This is a genomic window from Amycolatopsis sp. lyj-84 (assembly GCF_046549075.1).
Lineage (GTDB): Bacteria > Actinomycetota > Actinomycetes > Mycobacteriales > Pseudonocardiaceae > Amycolatopsis.
The window spans coordinates 992,534-1,011,715 of the sequence record NZ_JAJPWO010000002.1; the positions used below are offsets into that span (position 1 = coordinate 992,534).

Below are 19,182 nucleotides of genomic sequence, written 5' to 3' on the forward strand. Positions count from 1 at the left end.
TGTGTCCGCTCCCGTTTCTCCTGTACGCCGCGGAGAGCCCGTGCCGTCCGGGATGGTCGGCTCCGAACAGCCTTGCTCTCCGCTACGACCCGCGGTGCCGATCCACCACAGGTCCCGCACCGCAATTCTGCGGTACCCCCTTCGGACGCCGCCGATCAGCCCTGCGTACGGAACACGAGAGACGAGTGGCCCACGCGGATCACGTCGCCGTCGGCGAGCTGCCACGTCTGCACCGGGGTGCCGTTGACGGTGGTCCCGTTCGTCGAACCGATGTCCGCGAGCGTCGCGCTCTGGCCGTCCCAGGTGATCTCCAGATGACGACGCGAGACACCCGTGTCCGGCAGCCGGAAGTCGGCGTCCTGGCCACGGCCCACGACGTTCCCGCCCTGCTTCAGCGAGTACGAGCGGTTCGAACCGTCGTCCAGCTGGAGGCTCGCGGCGAGCTGACGGCCCGCCGCCGGCTGGCCGCCGTAGCCGCCACCCTGCGCGTACGGGTCCGCGGCGGGCTGGCCGTACTGCTGCTGGCCACCGCCGTACTGGTCGTACCCGGGCTGTTGCTGCTGCTGGCCGCCGTACTGGTCATAGCCGGGCTGCTGGGCGGCGCCGCCGTAACCCTGGTCATAGCCGGGCTGTTGCTGCTGGCCGCCGTACTGGTCGTACCCGGGCTGCTGGGCGGCGCCGCCGTAACCCTGGTCGTACCCGGGCTGTTGCTGCTGGCCGCCGTACTGGTCATAGCCGGGCTGCTGAGCGCCGCCATAGCCCTGGTCGTACCCGGGCTGTTGCTGCTGCTGGCCGCCGTACTGGTCGTAACCGGGCTGCTGGGCGCCGCCGTAACCCTGGTCGTAGCCGCCCTGCTGCTGGCCGCCATAACCCTGGTCGTACCCGGGCTGCTGCTGGCCAGCCTGCTGTCCGTAGCCGTACTGGCCCTGCTGCTGGCCGTACGGGTCACCCTGGTCGTATTGGCCGTAGCCGGGGGGCTGGCTCATTGCTGGGTCTCCTGCGTTGCTGGGTCGTGCCGACCGTGACGAACCTTCGGCGCCAGGTGGTTTGACGTCGGGATCGACGGACGAACGGGTCTTGAACTGTCCAGTATGCAGCGCCTCGTTGCGCTCGAGCGAAACTACGACGTCACCATAGGTGTCCCAACCGTGCTCGGCGAGGTGTTCCTTGACCGCCCCCGCCAACACCGACGTGACCCGTCGCTCGTCTCCGGCCATGCGCTCGTGATCAGCCTGCCCCAACGACACGATGTAGTGATTGGGGGCGAGCTGTCGACCACCGGCCAGCTCACGAACGTTCTCCTCGCTCTCGCGCTCAAGCGCCACCGCCACTTCCTGCGTGACGACGTTGCCACCGAACATGCGCGCGAAGGTATTGCCCACAAGGTTCTCGAGCCGCCTATCGAAGCGCTCTACGCGGCCCACCGGGCAACCTCCTCACACGTCTGCTTTCCCCGTCGATCCTATCCGGGTACGGCCAGTCGGACACGGCCCCCGGTGAAACCCGTGAAATCAGCCTGCTACGCTTTGCGAGCTGTCAGAGAACGAAGCACTCGGGCGAGTGGCGGAATGGCAGACGCGCACGGTTCAGGTCCGTGTGTCCGAAAGGACGTGAGGGTTCAACTCCCTCCTCGCCCACTCTTGTTCAGAGGCCCCTTCGCTAGCGCGACGGGGCCTCTTTCGCGTTGGTCGTCGCTCGTCGACTCCCGGGGGGCCGAGCCCCCCGGACCCCCACGGTGCGTGAGGGTGCGGTTGGCGAGTGGGTGGGGCTGAAGGGGACTTTCCCCTCATGTCACGCGACGAAGGGAGCCTTTGCCCCATTGGATGAGGCGAAGGCTCCCTTCGCGCAGTGTTCGTGTGGGTCAGTTCACGCCGATGAGGTCTACGACGAAGATCAGGGTTTCGTTCGGCTTGATGACGCCGCCGGCGCCGCGTTCGCCATAGGCCAGGTGCGGCGGGATGACCAGCTGGCGACGGCCGCCGACCTTCATGCCCGCGACGCCCTGGTCCCAGCCGGGGATGACCTGGCCACGGCCGAGACCGAAGCGAAGCGGCTCGCCGCGGTCCCATGAGGCGTCGAACTGGTCGCCGGTCGAATGCGAGACACCGACGTAGTGCACCGAAACGGTGTCGCCGGTCTTCGCTTCCTGGCCGTCGCCGACAGAGATGTCGGTCTTCTCCAGGTCGGAGGGCGCGGGCCCCTCGGGGCGGTCGATCTGGGGCTTCTCCAAAGACATGCCCCCAACCTACATATGCAGGTCCGGGGTTCGCAGGACGAGTGTTCCGCCGAACGGTGACAAGAACGCGAATAGTCTTCACAAATTTGGATACCCGTGGGTAGTGTGCGCCTCGTCACTCTCCGACGACGGAGGTCTTTCATGCGACGAGGCATACGGGTCTTGACGACGCTGGCGGGGCTCACCCTCGTGGCGGGAACCGTCCCGGCCCTGCAGGCGAACGCGGCGGAACCCCAGGCGAACTCCGTCGTGGCGGCCGCACTCGACGACTACTGCGGCGGCCAGTGTTCCGACATCCTGCCGCCCGGCACCAAGGGGAACGCCACCCTCGCCGAGATCCTGGCGCACAAGGCGCTCGGCACCCGTCCCGCGCATTCCGCCGACCAGCTCGGCAGGTACGCCTCGCTCGCCGACGGCTACAAGACGCTGACCACCGACAAGATCAACCAGTTCTTCAACGACGCCTCGTTCGGCGTCCAGTCCGGGCAGGTCGAGAGCACGATCAAACCGCGTGCGGACGTGACGATCACCCGGGACAAGGCGACCGGTGTTCCCCGGATCGTCGGCACGACGCGGCCGGGAACGATGTACGGCGCCGGGTACGCCGCGGGGCAGGACCGCCTGTGGCTGATGGACATCATGCGCCGCGTCGGACGCGGCCAGCTGACTTCGTACGCCGGTGGCGCGCAGGGCAACCGTGAGCTCGAGCAGAGCTTCTTCGCCTCGGCGCCCTACACCGAGCAGGAACTGCAGAAGCAGATCGACGACGCCGCGGCCAGCGGTCCGCGCGGCGCGCAGGGCAAGGCCGACGCCGAGGCCTACGTCCAGGGTGTCAACAAGTACATCTCCGATTCGCACAGCGGCCGCTACTTCCCCGGCGAGTACGTCCTCACCGGGCACGTCGACGCGATCACCAACGCCGGGACCATCGAGCCGTTCAAGCTGACCGACCTCGTCGTGCTCGCCGCGGTGGTCGGCGCGCAGTTCGGCGCAGGCGGTGGCGGTGAGGTGCAGAACGCCATCGCGAAGATGGCGATGCAGGAGAAGTACGGTCTCGAACAGGGCGACAAGGTCTGGAAGAGCCTCCGGTCCGAGGACGATCCCGAGACCGTCAAGACCCTCCACAATGGACAGAATTTCGACTACGGCAAGGCGCCGGCCACTCCGCAGGGCGCCGCGATACCCGACAAGGGTTCGGTCTCCGGTCAGCAGCTCGTCTTCGATCCGACCGGTTCCGCCGGGACGGCGACGCCCGCCAAGGTGGACGTTCCCGCGCCCGACGACCAGAAGGCCGTCCGCGGCATCTTCGACAACGGGGTCCTGCCCGGCAACCTTCTCTCCGAGAAGCACGGCATGTCCAACGCGCTGGTCGTCTCCGGTGCCAAGACCGCGAGCGGTCACCCGGTCGCCGTCTTCGGCCCGCAGGCCGGGTACTTCGCGCCGCAACTGCTGATGCTGCAGGAACTCCAGGGTCCGGGCATCAGCGCCCGGGGCGCCTCGTTCGCGGGCATCAGCATGTACGTGCTGCTGGGCCGCGGTAAGGACTACTCGTGGAGCGCGACTTCGGCGTCGCAGGACATCACCGACACCTACGCCGTCGAGCTGTGCGAGCAGAACGGTTCCGCGCCGACGAAGAACTCCGGCTTCTACCGGTTCCGCGGTCAGTGCCTGCCGTTCGAGATCGTCGAGCGCAAGAACGCCTGGAAGCCCACCATCGCCGACGGGACGGCCGCGGGTTCGTACACCCTGCGGAGTTTCCGCACGAAGTACGGACCGGTGACGAGCCGGGCGCTCGTGGGCGGCAAGCCGGTCGCGTACGCGTCGCTGCGGTCGACCTTCCAGCACGAGATCGACACGATCATCGGCTTCCAGAAGTTCAACGACCCGGACGCGATCAAGTCCGCGCAGGACTTCCAGGCCGCGGCGGCCGACGTGAACCAGACCTACAACTGGTTCTACGCCGACTCCCGGGACATCGCGTACTTCAACTCGGGCTCGAACCCGGTTCGCAATCCGAACGTCGACCCGGCGATGCCGGTCAAGGCCGACGCCGGATTCGACTGGCAGGGCTGGAATCCCGACGGCAACCTCGCGAACTACACGCCGTCTTCGCAGCATCCCCAGTCGATCAACCAGGACTACTACATCAGCTGGAACAACGCGCAGACCAACGGCTACGCGGCCAGCGGCGCGGACAAGAGTTCCGTGCACCGCGGTGATCTGATCGACGCGCGGGTCAAGAAGATGGTCTCGAGCGGCACCAAGGTGACGCGGGTGAACCTCACGCAGGCCATGGAGGAGGCGGCGCTGGCCGACCTCCGCGCGGAGAAGGTGCTGCCGGAACTGCTCAAGGTGATCGACAAGGCGCCCGTGACCGGTCCGGCCGCGGACGCGGTGGCGAAGCTGAAGACCTGGCTCGCCGCGGGCGCCCTGCGCTCGGAGACCTCGCCCGGCAGCAAGGCCTACGCCAACGCCGACGCGATCCGCGTGATGGACGCCTGGTGGCCGCTCCTGGTCAACGCCCAGTTCAAGCCCGGCATGGGCGACGCCGCCTACGCCGCCATGGTGGGCGTGCTGAAGATCAACGAGTCGCCGTCCGGCTGGCAGAACGAGGTGCCCGGCAAGCACGTCGGCCAGTCGCACGCGGGTTCGTCGTACCAGGCCGGCTGGTGGGGCTACGTGCACAAGGACATCCGCTCGGTCCTCGGGCAGAACGTGGCCGGTCCGCTACCCGTGAAGTACTGCGGTGGCGGCGATGTCAACGCCTGCCGTCAGATCCTGGTCGACTCGCTGACGCAGGCCGCCGCCCAGCCCGCCAACACCGTGTACCCCGGTGACGGCGACTGCGCCGCGGGTGACCAGTGGTGCGCCGACACGATCATCCACCGCGCGCTCGGCGGCATCACGCAGGACAAGATGAGCACCCAGAACCGGCCGACCTTCCAGCAGGTCGTCGAGTTCCCGGCGAAACGCGGCGACAACATCGCCAACCTCGCCACCGGCCGGTCGATCAGCGCGAGCAGCCACGAGACAGGCTGGTACAACTCGCCGCCGTCCAACGCGATCGACGGCAACCTCTCGACGCGCTGGGCGAGCGACTGGAGCGACAACCAGTCGATCACCGTCGACCTCGGTTCCGCGCAGCGGGTTTCCCGGGTGGTCCTGCACTGGGAATCCGCGTACGGGAAGGCGTACAAGGTGCAGGTCTCGTCCGACGGGACGAACTGGCGCGACGTGGCGTCCACAGTGGACGGAGACGGCGGGCAGGACAACGTCGCCTTCGAGGCCACGGACGGCCGTTATGTCCGGATGGCCGGAGTTCAGCGAGGCACGAAGTACGGCTACTCCCTCTACGAGTTCGAGGTGTACGCCCACTAGCGAGGGCACGGTTTACGGTGGCGGGGTGGACACGAACGACTGGTCACCCCGCACCCTCGCCGTCGCAGCCGGACGTCCGGAGGGCCCCGGCGAACCGCTGAACGTGCCGATCGTCGCGGCGAGCACCTTCGACGCCGGCGCCGACCGCGCGTATTCGCGGGAGAACGGCACCCCGACCTGGGAAGCCCTCGAAACCGCGATCGGCGCGCTCGAAGGCGGGCACGCCACCGCGTTCGCGTCGGGGATCGCGACGCTCAGCGCGGTGGTGGACACGTTGCGGGTCGGTGCGAAGGTCTGCGTCCCGACGTTCTCCTACGCAGGGTCCCGCGGACTCCTCGCGCACGCGCACCGGACCGGTCGCCTGGTGGTCACCGAGCTCGCGCCGGAAGACACGGACGCCTGGGTCGCGGCCGCGGACGCCGACCTGCTCTGGCTCGAATCCCCGACGAACCCGACGCTCGACGTCATCGACATCGAGACGATCGCCGCCGCCGCGAACGGGCTGGTCGCGGTGGACAACACGTTCGCCACCCCGCTCGGGCAGCGACCGCTCGAGCTCGGCGCCGACATCGTCGTGCACAGCGCGACGAAACTCATCGGCGGCCACAGCGATCTGCTGCTCGGGCTGACGATCGCGGCCGACGAAGGCGTCGCGAAGGACCTGCGAGACGCGCGTACGCGGATGGGTGCGACCCCGGGTGCGCTCGAAGCCTGGCTCGCTCTTCGCGGCCTGCGGACGCTGCCGGTCCGCCTCGCCGAGCAGACGCGCACGGCCGCACTGCTGGCCGCGCGGCTGCTGGATCACCCCGCGATCACCCGGGTGCGGTATCCCGGTTCCGGCACGATGATCGCGTTCGAACTCCCGGACGCGGAGACCGCGGACAAGGTCATCGGCTCGCTGCGGCTGATCCGCGCCGCCACCAGCCTCGGCGGAGTGGAGAGCCTGGTCGAGCGGCGGGCGTGGCTGGCGGGCGACGCGCACGTGCCCGCCGGGCTCGTCCGGTTCAGCGTCGGACTCGAGGATCCCGAAGATCTCTGGACGGATCTGGCTTCGGCGCTCGGCTGACGCCCTAACCTGAAGCGCGTGGAGGAGACGAAAGCGCCCCGGCGGCTGGGTCAACTGATGTGGGGCCTGTTCTGGCTCCTGGTGCTCGGGTTCCTCGCGATCGTCGCGACGGGCGTGCTGGCCGAACTCGCGGCGACGCCCTGCCCGAGTGACGAGATCTGGGCCTGTGACGCCGAAAACCGGACGCTCGCCACCTTCATTCCCGGGATCGGGTTCGGCGTCGGACTGCTGGTCGCGGTGGTGGGCGGCGGCCGGGCGGTGCGGAAGCGGACCTCGCCGAGGCCCTGGCTGTTCGTCGCGGGCCTCCTCGGCGCGGTGTCCCTCGCCGTGGCGCTGTTCCTGGTGTTCTAATCGTGACCTTCGCGTTGAGGGGTACCGATATCCACCCTTGGATGGTTGATACTTCACGGTCGAGTACTCCGAACGTGTGAACCAGCCGGTAACAAAGCGCTGAGGAATCGCGAAAAGAGGTCGTTTCCCCAAGAAAACCGGTGGTTTTCCAGCGTCGGACGGAAGAGGAAAAAATGCTTCCGGATGGCAACCGTTCCGGTCGTTCGGGTGTTAACATTCCTTCGTCGCCGCGAGGCTTTTCCCTCTGCTGAGCGACTTCCGGGCCCTTGTATCGAGCGGGGCCACCTCGTTGTTACCGGTTTTCACAGTGGTTTTTGTCACTGTCTATTCGCTACAGCTGACCTGCGATTTTCCGGCAGGATCGCGCTGTCACCCGAACGTGGGATTTTCCCCCGGGTGGCCGCATGGTGGGGGTCACCGTGCGTTGCGATGCTTTTCCACTGGGAGATCACTTTGAAGAAGACGTTGGGCCGCCTCGCGGGCGCGGTGCTGGCCGGCGCCGTCATCTCGCTGGCCGTGACGCCGGCCGCGATGGCGCAGGACGAAACGACGACCACGCCTCCCGCACCCTCGAGCGAGACGTCCACCCCGGCACCCGAGCCTTCGTGGACGGGCGGCAAGGTGACGACGGCTCCGCCCGAGTCGAGCACTCCGGCCTCGTCGTCGTCGCAGCAGCCGACCTCGAGCAGCAGCGGCAAGCCGACTTCCGGCAAGCCGTCGCCGACCTCCACTTCGGAGAAGCCGACCACCCCGCCGGAGGAGCCCTACGTCGACAACGTCGGCGCGGGCTACATCGGCGAGAACGGTGTCGGCGCCCTGGTCATCGCCTGCGCGTCGGGCGAGCCCGCCGCCGTTTCGGCTCCGGACTTCGACACCCTGTACAGCAACCAGGCCGAGGACGACGGCCGCTACTGGGTCTACATCGTGAAGGTGAAGAAGTCCTTCAAGGGCAACTCCAGCACCTTCACCTGGACCTGCGCGGGCAAGGCCGGCAAGGGTGACATCGAGTTCGAGTCGCCCATCGGCGGCGGCGCGGGCACCCCGGGCAAGCCGGAGAAGCAGGTCAAGTACGCCCCCAAGGGCGGCATCGAGACCGGTTTCGGCGCCACCGCGGCCTGATCGATGTCGACGAAGTTCCTGAGGCAGGGTGGCCGCGCGGTCGCGGCCACCCTGATCCTTTCCCTCGCACTGACCGGCTGCGGTTCCGACGAGCCCGCGCCCGCCGCACAGCAGGCGCCTGCGGAATCGACCGTCCCGGTCACGAAGCCGTTCAGCGGCACCAGGCCGACGAACGTGAAGATCCCCAAGATCGGCGCGGAGTCGAACCTGATCGCGGTCGCGGTCAACAAGGACGGCAAGATGGCCGTCCCTTCGGCCAAGAAGCCGATGCAGGCCGCCTGGTACCAGCTTTCGCCGGTGCCCGGCGACGTCGGCCCGGCGATCGTGCTCGGGCACGTCGACGGCAACAAGCAGCCCGGCATCTTCTTCAAGCTCAAGGACGTCAACCCGGGTGACGAGATCCTCGTCGACCGCAGCGACGGCAAGAGCCTGAAGTTCGTGGTCGAGAAGAAGGACCAGGTGCCCAAGGACCAGTTCCCCGAGGACGCGGTCTACGGCAACACGGACAAGCCGCAGCTGCGGCTGATCACCTGTGGCGGTGTCTTCGACAAGGAAGAGCACAGCTACAAGGACAACATCATCGTCTACGCGAACCTGGTCGCCTGACCTTCGCCCGACGAGAGCGCCATGAAAGGCCCGTTACTTGCAAAATTTGCAAGTAACGGGCCTTTCATAGCGTCCGGGGGACCGCTCAGCCGACACCCGCGGCCGGGAACGGGAACCCCGCGGGAGCCGCGGCCTCCGGCTCGACCCACTTCCGCATCCCGGCGTCACAAGCCGCGTAACCCCAATTGATCAGCCGCTCCTGCAGCACTTCCGGCAGCTTCGTCAGCCGCGTCGGGGTTTCCGCCAGCTTGTGCGTGAGCCCGACCGGCGCGGCCAGCGAATCCGCCAGCTCGAAGTTCTCCAGATCGACGTAGGTCCCCCAGTACGTTCCCGCGAAATCCTTCTCCACATAGGACTTCAGCAACGCACCCCGCCGCAGTTCGCGGACCTGGTTGTCGATCACGTCGAGGACGCGCAACAGCTGCCGCCCCCAATCGCTGGGGACCTTCTGCTTGACCTTCATCCGCTTGCCCGCGTCGCTGACCAGCACCGTCGCGCACTGCCCCTCGACGGGGTCCAGGCCGAGATTGTCGTAGACACCGGCGTCGCTCAGCACGATCTTCTTGCCCGCATCGGCCGAAAGCGGGTCGTGGATGACCACCGGCGAGAGCATCGGAGGGAACGCCGACGACGCGGCCACCGCGGTCGCGAGCGGGATGTTCCCGTGCGGCCCGTGCTGCCGGAAGAACCACCACAGCGCGCCGTCCTGGAGGTTCGTCGCGGTGAAGACGAACTGCGGGCCCGCCGGGTCCAGATCCTTGAGACAGCAGTCGCCGAACAGGTGTTTCGCGTACACCCGCGCGAGCTCCTCACCGGCGCTCCGCCACGGAATGGCCATGGCACGCAAAGTGACCGGGATGTCGAGACGCGTCCGAGCGAGGTTCCGGACCGGCGCGACGACCTCGTCGTAGAAGTTGTTCGCGGCGCCGTTCTCGAACTTCAGATCCGACCAAGCGTGCGCGAGCACCCCTGCCGCGATCGAGCCGCCGGAGACGCTGGAGAACGTCGAGATCTTCGACAGCCAGCCGAGTTCGTTGAGCCGCCACAGGGCTCCGGTGTGGAACAACATCGCGCGGTAACCACCGCCGGACAGCGCGAGACCGACTCCCTTACGGGCTGTTGAAGGCTCCATGGCATCCCCCACTTGAGCGAGTGTAGGAGTGAGTCGGCCCGGCGCGACAGAGTGTTACGAAAGAAGTGGCTGTAAGAGACGACGTTGTTCTTCGGGGACGTACTCGGCGTAATTGTCGTAGAGCGCTTGTTTCGCCAGCCGCGACGCGCGTTCGCCGTCCGAATCCCGGATCGCTTCGAGTACTTCTTCGTGATGCGCCAGCCAGTTGCGCATCAACGCTGTCCGGTCGTCGGCGTGCTCCAGTTTGTCCTCGATGAGTTCCAGCACGACCCCGCGGACGACCTCGCCGCTGATCACCAGCAGCGGATTCCCCGTCGCACGGGCGATGGCTTCGTGGAACGCGACGTCCGCGTGACTGAATTCGGCGAATCCCTTCGTGACGCCCGCGCGCATCGCCTCCAGCGCCGTGCCCAGTTCGGCGAGATGGTCTTCGGTCCTGAGCTGCGCGGCGAGCAGATGTGCGGAACCGTCGAGGATCATGCGGAACTGCAGGAGTTCGGACAGGCCGAGGTGGTCGGCCCGCGCCAGCCGGTGCATGGACCGGTGCAGAACGGCGGGGGAGGCGGCGAGAACTTCGGGACCGCGCGGATCGCCCGGCCGCGAGCGGATCATTTCCGCCGCTTGCAGCACCCGCAGCGCCTCGCGCACGGTCGAGCGGCCGACGTCGAACTGGACCATCAGTTCGCGTTCGCTCGGCAGCCGGTCGCCGGGTTTGATCCGGCCGCTGAACACGGCTTCCTCGATCTGTTCGACGACGCGCTGGTACGCGCGGACAGGGGCGACCGGCTCGAATTCCATCTTGACCCTGCCGTCTCGTCTGGTTTACTGGTCAGACCAGTCTACCGGTCAGGGGGCAGGATGAAAGTCCGGATCCACGCGGCGGCACTCGTGTTGCTGCTGGTGACGTCCGGCTGCTCGGCCGGTTCGAGTGCCACGGTCGCCAAGGATCCCGGCACCCTCGCGGTCGGCTACACCGCCGAACCCGCGAACTTCGACTTCACCCGCACCGACGGCGCCGCCATCCCGCAGGCCTTGCTCTACAACGTATACGAGGGCCTGGTGAAACTCGACGCGGACGGGAAGATCGTGCCGCTGCTGGCCGAATCGTGGACCGTCTCGGCAGACCGCAAGACCTACGACTTCAAGCTGCGCGAGGACGCGAAGTTCAGCAACGGCGCGCCGTTCACGGCCGAGGACGTCAAGTTCTCCCTGATGCGCGTGAAGACCGAGTGGACCGTGTCGATCAAGTCCACAATGGACGTTGTCGACCGGGTCGACGTCGTCGCGCCGGACCACGCGCGGGTCGTGCTCACGAAACCCAGCAACGGCTGGCTGTTCAGCCTCACCAGCAGGCTCGGCGCGATGTTCAGCCCCACCGGCGTCGCGGATCTGGCGAACGAACCGATCGGCACCGGGCCGTTCACGGTGTCCTCGCGCAGGCGCGGCGATTCCATCGTGCTCAAGGAGAATCCGGCGTACTGGGGCCGGAAACCGGCGTACTCCACGGTGGTCCTCAAGTACATCAAGGATCCGACGGCGCTCAACAACGCCTTGCTCAGCAACGGCATCGACGTCATCTCCGCGATCACCGTGCCGGATTCGATCCCGCAGTTCCAGGGCGACGACCGCTTCACCGTCGTCGAGGGCACGACGAACAGCGAGGTCACGCTCGCGTTCAACAACGCCCGGCCGCCCTTGAACGACGTCCGCGTGCGGCGCGCGCTGTCCTACGCGATCGACCGGAAGGCGTTGCTGGACACGGCCTGGGCCGGGCGCGGCACGCTCATCGGCAGCATGGTCCCGCCGACGGATCCCTGGTACGAGGACCTGTCGAACGCGTATCCGTTCGACCCGGCGAAGGCGAAAGCGCTGCTCGCCGAAGCAGGGCAGCCGAATCCGTCGCTGCGGCTGCGGATCCCGAACCTGCCGTACGCCGTCTCGGCCGCGCAGGTGGTGGCGTCGCAACTGGCGGACGTCGGCGTCACGGTGACGATCGAGCCACTGGACTTCCCGGCGGTGTGGCTCAAACAGGTCTTCACCGACCGCGACTACGACCTCTCGATCATCCAGCACGTCGAGGCGCGCGACATCGTCACCTTCGGCAGGCCGAAGTACTACTGGGGTTACGACGGCAAGCCGGTCCAGCAGGACTTGGCGAAGGCCGACGCCGGAACACCCCAGGAGCAGGTCGACGCGATGCGGCGGGTCGCGCGGCAGCTGTCCGAAGACGCCGCGGCGGACTGGCTCTTCCTGTTCCCCAACGTGATCGTGGCGAAGGAGAAGGTGACCGGGTTCGTGCGCAACCAGGTCAGCGAGTCCTTCGACCTCACGGGATTGGCACCGCGATGACGGTCAAGATCGTGCGCCGTCTGGCGATCCTCGTGGCCAGCGTGCTGGTCGCGTCCATCGTGGTGTTCCTGTTCATGGCCGTCCTGCCGGGTGATCCGGCGCAGGTCGCGCTCGGCGTCAACGCGACACCGGAGCTGATCGCGAAGACCCGCGCCGAATTCGGCATCGACCGGCCGTTGATGACGCAGTACTTCGACTGGATCGGCGGGGTCCTGCACGGCGACTTCGGCCGCTCGTACGTCACCCGCGAGGAGATCGGGCCGGCGCTGACCGACCGGCTCGGTGTCACGTTGTGGCTGGTCGGGGCCGGGATGCTGGTGGCGCTGCTGATCGCCGTCCCGGCGGGGACGTTCGCCGCCGTGCGGCACCGGAAGGCCGGCGGCGCCGCGGTTTCCGGGCTCTCGCAGATCGGCGTCGCGATCCCCGCGTTCCTCGCGGGCATCATCCTCGTGCAGGTCTTCGCGGTGCAGTTGCGCTGGCTGCCTTCCGGTGGCTGGACGCCGCCGGTGCAGGATCCCGGCGAATTCCTCCGCGGTCTCGTCCTCCCGGCGCTGTCGCTGGGACTCGTGCAGGGCGCGGTGCTCACGCGCTACGTGCGGTCCGCGGTGCTCGACACGCTCGGGCAGGACTACCTGCGCACCGCGCGGTCCAAAGGACTCCGGCCGTTCCAGGCGTTGTTCCGGCACGGTCTGCGCAACGCCGCCGTGCCGGTGGTGACGGTGCTCGGCCTGCAACTGGCGACGCTGCTCATCGGTGCCGTCGTCGTCGAGCGCGTGTTCGTCCTGCCGGGGCTGGGCAGCATGCTGCTCGACTCGGTGGCGTCGCGGGATCTGCTGTCCGTGCAGGGGATCGTGCTGGTCCTGGTGGTCGGCGTGCTGCTGGTGAACTTCGTGGTCGACGTCCTCTACACGGTGCTCGACCCGAGATTGCGGGGTTCCTGATGCGCAATCGCAGTCTCGTGATCGGCGGCGCCCTGGTCGCGCTGATCGTGCTCGCCGCGCTTCTTTCGTTCGTGTGGACGCCGTTCGACCCGGTGCGGGTCGACGCGCCCAACCGGCTTCACGACTTCAGCGGCGCCAATCTCCTGGGCACGGACAGCTTCGGCCGCGACGTGCTCAGCCAGCTCATGGTCGGCGCGCGGACCACGCTGTACGTCGGCGTGGTCGCGGTCGGGATCGCCGCGCTGATCGGGACGCCGCTGGGCATCCTCGCCGGGATGTCGTCGCGGTGGCTCGGCGAATTCGTCATGCGCGTCAACGATCTCGTGCTCGCGTTCCCCGCTTTGCTCCTGGCGATCATGTTCGGCGCGGTGTTCGGGGCCGACACGCTCACCGCGATGGTGGCGATCGGCATCGCGACCATCCCGTCGTTCGCGCGGATCGCGCGGTCGGGAACGCTGCAGGTGATGAGCAGCGAATTCGTGCTGGCCGCGCGGTCGGCCGGTCGCTCGCGGCTGAACATCGCGGCCCGGCACGTGCTGCCGAACATCTCCGGAATGCTGATCGTGCAGGCGTCCGTGTCGTTCGCGATCGCCGTGCTCGCGGAAGCGGCGCTGTCGTTCCTCGGGTTCGGCACGCGGCCGCCGACGCCGTCGTGGGGCCGGATGCTGCAGGAATCCCAGGTGTTCCTGACCCTGCACCCTCGGCTCGCGCTCGTGCCCGGCGTCGCGATCGCCATCGCCGTCCTCGGGTTCAACCTGCTCGGTGACGGCCTCCGCGATCGTCTCGATCCCCGATTGGCGGCGCGGCTATGACCCTCGAAGTCCACGGCCTCGGCATCGGTGACCTGGTCCGCGGCGTCTCGTTCGACATCGCGCGTGGTGAGCGCGTCGGGTTGATCGGCGAGTCCGGTTCCGGGAAGTCGTTGACGGCGTTGTCGATCATGGGGCTGCTGCCCGAAGAACTCGCCGCGTCCGGTTCGGTGAAGCTCGACGGCCGCGAGCTGCTGACCGCGTCGGAGAAGGAACTGTCGCGGCTGCGCGGCAACGAACTGTCGATGGTGTTCCAGGAACCGATGACCGCGCTGAACCCGGCGATGCGGGTCGGCGCGCAGGTGGCCGAGCCGATGCGGATCCACCGCGATCGCGGGAATCACCGCGCTGCGGCGGAGGCGTTGCTGGATTCCGTCGGCCTGCCAGGGACTTTCCGCGCGTATCCGCACCAGCTTTCCGGCGGGCAGCGGCAACGCGTCGTCCTCGCGATCGCGCTGGCCAACGATCCGAAGCTGTTGATCTGCGACGAGCCGACGACCGCGCTGGACGTCACCGTGCAGGCGCAGATCCTCGAACTGATCCTCGACGGCATCCGCGAGCGGGAGAGCGCGCTGCTGTTCATCACGCACGACCTCGCCGTGGTGGCGTCGGTGTGCGAGCGGGTGCTCGTGATGCTGGACGGCGAGATCGTCGAGGCCGGCACCACCCGCGACGTCCTCACCGCGCCGAAGCACGAGTACACGCGGAAGCTTTTGGCCGCTTCGGATCTGGAGGCGAGCCGATGATGATCGAAGTCCGCGATCTGGAACGCCGCTATACGCGCCGCGATGTCCATGCGTTGCGCGGAGTTTCGTTCGACGTCGAGGCTGGTCAGCGCTTCGGGATCGTCGGCGAGTCGGGTTCGGGGAAGTCCACCTTGGTCAGATTGCTGGCCGCGTTGGACAAGCCGACGGCGGGCAGCGTCTCGTTCCAGAGCAAGCGCGTCGACACCCTGCCCGAACGGAAGCTCGGTTTCCTGCGGTCGGAACTGCAGATCGTCTTCCAGGATCCGATGGGCTCGCTCGATCCGCGGATGCGGGTGCGCGACATCATCTCCGAGCCTTTGGGGCGCCGGGATCCCGCGCGGGTTTCCGAGCTGCTGAAAGCCGTCGGCCTGCCCGAAGACGCCGCCGGCCGGTACCCGCACCAGTTCTCCGGCGGGCAACGGCAGCGCATCTCGATCGCGCGGGCGCTCGCGCCGAATCCGAGCGTTCTCATCGCGGACGAACCGGTGAGCGCGCTCGACGTCTCGGTGCGGAAGCAGATCCTCGACCTGCTCGCGTCGCTGGTCGAGCTCTACTCGCTGACGCTGATCTTCGTCTCGCACGATCTCGGCGTGGTGCGGCACGTGTGTGACCGGGTCGCGGTGATGCGGCGCGGGGAGATCGTCGAGATGGGCGATGTCGACCAGGTCTACGACGCGCCGGAGCACGAATACACCAGGGAGTTGCTGGCGGCCGCGCCGAATCTGCGTGCCGAACTGACGAGGTTGCGGGGAGGCGACGATGCTTGAGTACCCGGAGGGACTGCCCATCGGCGACGGCTGGGTGTCCACTGTGGACACCGAGCCGGTGACGTTCCCGTACGACGGGAGCGAGATCGGCCGGGCGCCGGTCGGGACGCCGGAGCTGGCGACGCGGGCGATCGACGAAGCCGTCGCGGTGTTCAAGCAGGTCGCGGCCTTGCCTGCGCGTACCCGGCGCACGCTTTTGAACGACGTCGCCGCGGCTCTGGAAGCCCGCCGCGAGGACTTCGAGCGACTTCTGGTCCTGGAGACCGGCAAGCCGCTGGTGGATTGCCGCGTCGAGGTCGCCCGCACGATCGTCACCTGGCAGGCGGCCGCCGAAGAGGTCTCGCGGCTGCACGGCGAGACAGTGCCCCTCGATCTGCTGCCGTCCGGCGACGGCCTGGTCGGATTCTGGAAACGCAAGCCGATCGGCGTCGTGGTCGGGATCGCCGGGTTCAACTATCCGCTGCTGCTGGCGTCGCACAAGATCGCGCCCGCCATCGCCGCGGGCTGCCCGGTGGTGGTGAAACCCGCGCCGCAGACGCCGCTCGCGACGTTGTGGCTCGTGCACCTCGTGCGCTCGCTGACCGACCTGCCCGCGATGGTCCAGCTGGTCACCGGGGACGCGGCCGTCGGCTCGGCGCTGGTCACGGACCGGCGGGCGGGTGCGGTGTCGTTCACCGGCTCCGCGCTGGTCGGGCACCGGATCGCGCGCGATGCGGCGCCCACGAAGACGTTGCTGGAGCTGGGTTCCAATGCCGCGCTGGTGATCGCGGAAGACGCCGATCTCGACGCGGCCGCGGACGCCGTGCTGCGCGGCGGGTTCTACGCGTCCGGCCAGGCGTGCATCTCGGTGCAGCGGGTGCTGGTCGTCGACGCAGTGGCCGAGGAGTTCACCGAACGGGTGCTGGCCAGGCTCGGCGAGGTCGTCGCCGGTGATCCCCGCGATGAGAAGACACGGGTCTCGGCGCTGATCGACCCGGGATCGACCAGGCGCGTCCAGGAGTGGGTCGGCAAGGCGACTTCGGCGGGGGCGCGGCTGTTCGGTGGCGGTGTCGACGGCACCGTGCTGCGGCCGACGGTGCTGCTCGACGTGCCCGACGGCCTCGAATGCTGGGACGAGGAGATCTTCGGCCCGGTCGTCTGTGTCCGTCGCGTGGCAGGAGTGGACGAAGCGTTCGATGCGGTCAACGCGTCGCGCTACGGCCTGCACGCTTCTGTGTTCAGCACGTCCTTGAAGACCGCGTTCCGTGCGCTCGACGAGCTCGACGTCGGCGGCGTGGTGGTCAACGAGGTGCCCGGTTTCCGGTCCGACACCATGCCGTACGGCGGCGTGAAGGACTCCGGGATCGGGCGGGAAGGGCCGCGGTTCGCGGTCGAAGAACTGACCGTGACGAGGATGGCGGTGCTGCGACCTTGAGTTACGACAACCTGTTCCGGCTCGACGGACGGCGGGCCGTGGTGCTCGGCGGAGGAAGCGGGATCGGTCGCGAAGCCGCGAAGGCGCTGGCCGCGCACGGTGCCGAAGTGATCGTCGCGGACCGCGACGTCGCCGCGGCCAAGGAGACCGGCGCGGGGGAGGCGTACGAGATCGACCTGCTCGACTCCGGCGCTGCCGCACGGGCGGCCGCGGAACTCGGCGAGCTCGACGTCGTCGTGCTGACCGCCGCGACCAACGTGCGCAAACGGCTGCTGGAGTACTCGCGCGAAGAATTCGACCGGGTGATCGCCTTGAACCTCGGCGCGACCTTCGAGGTCGTCCGCGCGTTCGGTGCGGGGATGGTCGAGCGAGGGCGGGGAAGCATCATCGGGTTCTCCTCGATCCGCGGCACGACCGTCGAGCCCGGTCAGGGGCCGTACGCGGCGACGAAAGCCGGTCTCGTCCAGCTCTTCCGCACGGCCGCGGCGGAATTCGGCCCGGCGGGGGTGCGGGTCAACGCGATCGCGCCCGGCGTCGTCGAAACCCCGCTCACCGCGCAGATCAAGGCGAATCCGGCCTGGTACGACGCCTACGCGACCAAGGGCGCTCTCGGCCGCTGGGCGCGCCCGGACGAACTCGCGGGCGCCGTCGTCTACCTCGCCTCGGACGCGTCGTCGTTCGTGACCGGCTCCGTGCTGGCGGTGGACGGCGGCTGGACCGCGGTCGACGGTCGCTTCGAACCGCCCGCGACTTAAGGAGCCTTTGCCGTGCCGGAGTTGCCAGACCTGACCGCCGTCGAACTGGTCGCCGAGTACCGCGCTAAAACGCTGTCGCCGGTCGAGGTCACCGAAGCGGTCCTCGCCCGTGTCGAGGCGAGAGAACCCGAACTGCACGCGCTGTACGCGTACGACCCGAGCGGCGCACGTGAAGACGCGAAGGCGTCCGAAAGCCGCTGGCACGCCGGGGAACCGCTCGGCCCCATCGACGGCGTTCCCTTGACGCTCAAGGAAAACATCGCGACCCGCGGTACGCCGGTCCCGCTCGGCACGGCCGCTTCTTCGCTGGTCCCCGCGCCCGAAGACGCCCCGGCGGGCGCCCGCGTGCGCGAGTCCGGCGGTGTCCTGTTGGGCAAGACCACCATGCCGGACTACGGGATGCTGACGTCCGGGCTGTCGAGTTTCCACACCGTGTCGCGGAATCCGTGGGACACCACGCGTACGCCCGGCGGTTCCAGCGCCGGTGCCGGTTCGGCGGCCGCCGCGGGTTACGGCCCGCTGCACGTCGGCACCGATATCGGCGGCTCGATCCGGCTGCCCGCCGGATGGTGTGGCCTGGTCGGGCTGAAGCCGAGTTTCGGCCGGGTGCCGGTGGATCCGCCGTTCCTCGGCCGCGTCGCCGGGCCGATGACGCGGACCGTCGCCGACACCGCGCTGCTGATGAGCGTTCTGTCCGGTGTGGACGGTCGCGATCACCTCTCGCTGCCGCCGTCGTCGCTCGACTGGACTTCGCTGTCGGCCGACGTCAAAGGCCTGCGGATCGGACTGCACCTGGATCCGGGCGTCGGACTCCCGGTCTCGCCCGAGACGATCAGCGCCGTCACCGAAGCCGCGCGGCTGTTCGAAACCGCGGGCGCGGTGGTGGAGCCGGTTTCCCCGTTCCTGCGCCGCGAAATGCTCGACGGGCTCGACACCTTCTGGCGCGTCCGCGCCTGGTCGGACATGTCGGTGCTGCCCGAAGAGCGCCGCGCGAAGGTCTTGCCGTACATCGCCGACTGGGCCGCCGGCGGCGCTGACGTCAGCGGTGTCGAGGCCTATCGCGGCTTCGCGCAGATCGACGCCATCGCCGTCGCGACCCTGCGCGAGACCGAACGCTTCGACGTCGTCCTGTCACCGACCTGCCCGGTCTCGGCCCCGCCCGCCGAGTGGCCTTCGCCGACCAACGACCCGCGCCGCCCGTTCGAGCACATCGCGTTCACCGTGCCGTACAACATGTCCGGCCAGCCCGCGGTCTCGATCAACTGCGGCCACACGAGCGACGACCAGCCCATCGGCCTCCAGATCAGCGGCCGCCGCTTCGCCGACCTCGACGTCCTTCGCGCCGCTGCCGCCTACGAAACCCTTCGCCCCACTCCGCGCCCCTGGCCCTGACCGCGTTTCGTCCTCTAGTTGCGGTCCTTGCCCGCGCAACGACCGCAACTAGAGGACGCAACGCGGTCAGGTGCCGATCCGGCGGCACAACGCTCTGCTCATCTTTGCCTTGCCTGTCGGC

17 protein-coding genes and 1 tRNA gene are annotated in these 19,182 nt (G+C 68.3%); 14 read left to right on the forward strand and 4 right to left on the reverse strand.

Annotated features, from left to right (window positions below; all coding sequences use genetic code 11):
* Window positions 1-155: 155 nt before the first annotated feature.
* The gene (locus tag ACLJRM_RS09790; RefSeq protein WP_410662814.1) at window positions 156-1,424 is read right to left on the reverse strand and encodes a DUF3662 and FHA domain-containing protein; all 1,269 of its coding nucleotides are present in this window, start codon (window positions 1,422-1,424) and stop codon (window positions 156-158) included.
* 130 nt (window positions 1,425-1,554) lie between these two features.
* On the opposite strand from ACLJRM_RS09790, the gene ACLJRM_RS09795 reads away from it, so the two are divergent.
* Window positions 1,555-1,637, forward strand: a tRNA-Leu gene (locus tag ACLJRM_RS09795).
* A 224-nt stretch (window positions 1,638-1,861) separates the two neighbouring features.
* Here ACLJRM_RS09795 and ACLJRM_RS09800 read toward each other — a convergent pair.
* The gene (locus ACLJRM_RS09800; RefSeq protein WP_101611623.1) at window positions 1,862-2,236 is read right to left on the reverse strand and encodes an FKBP-type peptidyl-prolyl cis-trans isomerase; all 375 of its coding nucleotides are present in this window, start codon (window positions 2,234-2,236) and stop codon (window positions 1,862-1,864) included.
* A gap of 141 nt (window positions 2,237-2,377) precedes the next feature.
* On the opposite strand from ACLJRM_RS09800, the gene ACLJRM_RS09805 reads away from it, so the two are divergent.
* From ACLJRM_RS09805 to ACLJRM_RS09825, 5 genes are all read left to right on the forward strand, one after another.
* Entirely contained in the window at window positions 2,378-5,614 is a 3,237-nt protein-coding gene (locus tag ACLJRM_RS09805; RefSeq protein WP_410662815.1) for a penicillin acylase family protein, read from the forward strand.
* Between the two features lie 25 nt (window positions 5,615-5,639).
* Window positions 5,640-6,680 carry a trans-sulfuration enzyme family protein gene (locus tag ACLJRM_RS09810; RefSeq protein WP_101611624.1) on the forward strand — a complete coding sequence of 347 codons (1,041 nt, stop codon included), beginning with the start codon at window positions 5,640-5,642 and terminating at the stop codon, window positions 6,678-6,680.
* An 18-nt stretch (window positions 6,681-6,698) separates the two neighbouring features.
* On the forward strand, window positions 6,699-7,031 hold the full coding sequence (locus tag ACLJRM_RS09815; protein WP_410662816.1) for a hypothetical protein: 333 nt from the start codon (window positions 6,699-6,701) through the stop codon (window positions 7,029-7,031).
* Between the two features lie 429 nt (window positions 7,032-7,460).
* Window positions 7,461-8,150, forward strand: coding sequence for a hypothetical protein (locus tag ACLJRM_RS09820; RefSeq protein WP_101611626.1), 690 nt, complete (start codon window positions 7,461-7,463; stop codon window positions 8,148-8,150).
* A gap of 3 nt (window positions 8,151-8,153) precedes the next feature.
* A complete protein-coding gene (locus tag ACLJRM_RS09825; protein WP_410662817.1) occupies window positions 8,154-8,756 on the forward strand; it encodes a class F sortase in 603 nt (200 codons plus the stop codon).
* Window positions 8,757-8,841: 85 nt separating this feature from the next.
* Here the strand turns inward: ACLJRM_RS09825 and ACLJRM_RS09830 are convergent, their stop codons facing one another.
* Together ACLJRM_RS09830 and ACLJRM_RS09835 are read right to left on the reverse strand one after the other, a co-directional pair.
* The gene (locus tag ACLJRM_RS09830; RefSeq protein WP_101611628.1) at window positions 8,842-9,888 is read right to left on the reverse strand and encodes a patatin-like phospholipase family protein; all 1,047 of its coding nucleotides are present in this window, start codon (window positions 9,886-9,888) and stop codon (window positions 8,842-8,844) included.
* A 54-nt stretch (window positions 9,889-9,942) separates the two neighbouring features.
* Window positions 9,943-10,686: a FadR/GntR family transcriptional regulator gene (locus ACLJRM_RS09835; protein ID WP_410662818.1), complete on the reverse strand. Its 744-nt coding sequence runs from the start codon at window positions 10,684-10,686 to the stop codon at window positions 9,943-9,945.
* Window positions 10,687-10,746: 60 nt separating this feature from the next.
* Here ACLJRM_RS09835 and ACLJRM_RS09840 point away from each other — a divergent pair, with 60 nt between their 5' ends.
* The 8 genes from ACLJRM_RS09840 to ACLJRM_RS09875 are packed head-to-tail and all read left to right on the forward strand — an operon-like array spanning window position 10,747 to window position 19,061.
* Window positions 10,747-12,237 (forward strand): ABC transporter substrate-binding protein, encoded by a 1,491-nt coding sequence (locus ACLJRM_RS09840; RefSeq protein WP_410662819.1) that lies wholly within the window; start codon window positions 10,747-10,749, stop codon window positions 12,235-12,237.
* Window positions 12,234-13,178: an ABC transporter permease gene (locus tag ACLJRM_RS09845; RefSeq protein WP_410662820.1), complete on the forward strand. Its 945-nt coding sequence runs from the start codon at window positions 12,234-12,236 to the stop codon at window positions 13,176-13,178. The genes ACLJRM_RS09840 and ACLJRM_RS09845 overlap by 4 nt, the downstream gene beginning before the upstream one ends.
* Window positions 13,178-13,990, forward strand: a complete 813-nt coding sequence (locus ACLJRM_RS09850) for an ABC transporter permease (protein WP_410662821.1) — start codon at window positions 13,178-13,180, stop codon at window positions 13,988-13,990. Before ACLJRM_RS09845 ends, ACLJRM_RS09850 begins: the two co-directional genes overlap by 1 nt.
* On the forward strand, window positions 13,987-14,733 hold the full coding sequence (locus ACLJRM_RS09855; RefSeq protein ID WP_101611632.1) for an ABC transporter ATP-binding protein: 747 nt from the start codon (window positions 13,987-13,989) through the stop codon (window positions 14,731-14,733). Before ACLJRM_RS09850 ends, ACLJRM_RS09855 begins: the two co-directional genes overlap by 4 nt.
* On the forward strand, window positions 14,730-15,500 hold the full coding sequence (locus tag ACLJRM_RS09860) for an ABC transporter ATP-binding protein (protein ID WP_410662822.1): 771 nt from the start codon (window positions 14,730-14,732) through the stop codon (window positions 15,498-15,500). Before ACLJRM_RS09855 ends, ACLJRM_RS09860 begins: the two co-directional genes overlap by 4 nt.
* Window positions 15,493-16,914, forward strand: a complete 1,422-nt coding sequence (locus ACLJRM_RS09865; RefSeq protein WP_410662823.1) for an aldehyde dehydrogenase family protein — start codon at window positions 15,493-15,495, stop codon at window positions 16,912-16,914. Before ACLJRM_RS09860 ends, ACLJRM_RS09865 begins: the two co-directional genes overlap by 8 nt.
* Window positions 16,911-17,669: an SDR family NAD(P)-dependent oxidoreductase gene (locus ACLJRM_RS09870; protein ID WP_101611634.1), complete on the forward strand. Its 759-nt coding sequence runs from the start codon at window positions 16,911-16,913 to the stop codon at window positions 17,667-17,669. Before ACLJRM_RS09865 ends, ACLJRM_RS09870 begins: the two co-directional genes overlap by 4 nt.
* Before the next feature lie 12 nt (window positions 17,670-17,681).
* Window positions 17,682-19,061, forward strand: a complete 1,380-nt coding sequence (locus tag ACLJRM_RS09875; protein WP_410662824.1) for an amidase — start codon at window positions 17,682-17,684, stop codon at window positions 19,059-19,061.
* The last annotated feature ends 121 nt before the right edge of the window (window positions 19,062-19,182 follow it).

Excerpts from the sequence above, each read along its gene's own strand:
- ACLJRM_RS09800 (WP_101611623.1), bottom strand. The coding sequence starts at position 2,236 with ATGTCTTTGGAGAAGCCCCAGATCGACCGCCCCGAGGGGCCCGCGCCC.
- ACLJRM_RS09865 (WP_410662823.1), top strand. The coding sequence starts at position 15,493 with ATGCTTGAGTACCCGGAGGGACTGCCCATCGGCGACGGCTGGGTGTCC.
- ACLJRM_RS09820 (WP_101611626.1), top strand. The coding sequence starts at position 7,461 with ATGCTTTTCCACTGGGAGATCACTTTGAAGAAGACGTTGGGCCGCCTC.
- ACLJRM_RS09850 (WP_410662821.1), top strand. The coding sequence starts at position 13,178 with ATGCGCAATCGCAGTCTCGTGATCGGCGGCGCCCTGGTCGCGCTGATC.
- ACLJRM_RS09855 (WP_101611632.1), top strand. The coding sequence starts at position 13,987 with ATGACCCTCGAAGTCCACGGCCTCGGCATCGGTGACCTGGTCCGCGGC.
- ACLJRM_RS09840 (WP_410662819.1), top strand. The coding sequence starts at position 10,747 with ATGAAAGTCCGGATCCACGCGGCGGCACTCGTGTTGCTGCTGGTGACG.
- ACLJRM_RS09860 (WP_410662822.1), top strand. The coding sequence starts at position 14,730 with ATGATGATCGAAGTCCGCGATCTGGAACGCCGCTATACGCGCCGCGAT.
- ACLJRM_RS09805 (WP_410662815.1), top strand. The coding sequence starts at position 2,378 with ATGCGACGAGGCATACGGGTCTTGACGACGCTGGCGGGGCTCACCCTC.
- ACLJRM_RS09845 (WP_410662820.1), top strand. The coding sequence starts at position 12,234 with ATGACGGTCAAGATCGTGCGCCGTCTGGCGATCCTCGTGGCCAGCGTG.
- ACLJRM_RS09835 (WP_410662818.1), bottom strand. The coding sequence starts at position 10,686 with ATGGAATTCGAGCCGGTCGCCCCTGTCCGCGCGTACCAGCGCGTCGTC.
- ACLJRM_RS09825 (WP_410662817.1), top strand. The coding sequence starts at position 8,154 with ATGTCGACGAAGTTCCTGAGGCAGGGTGGCCGCGCGGTCGCGGCCACC.
- ACLJRM_RS09830 (WP_101611628.1), bottom strand. The coding sequence starts at position 9,888 with ATGGAGCCTTCAACAGCCCGTAAGGGAGTCGGTCTCGCGCTGTCCGGC.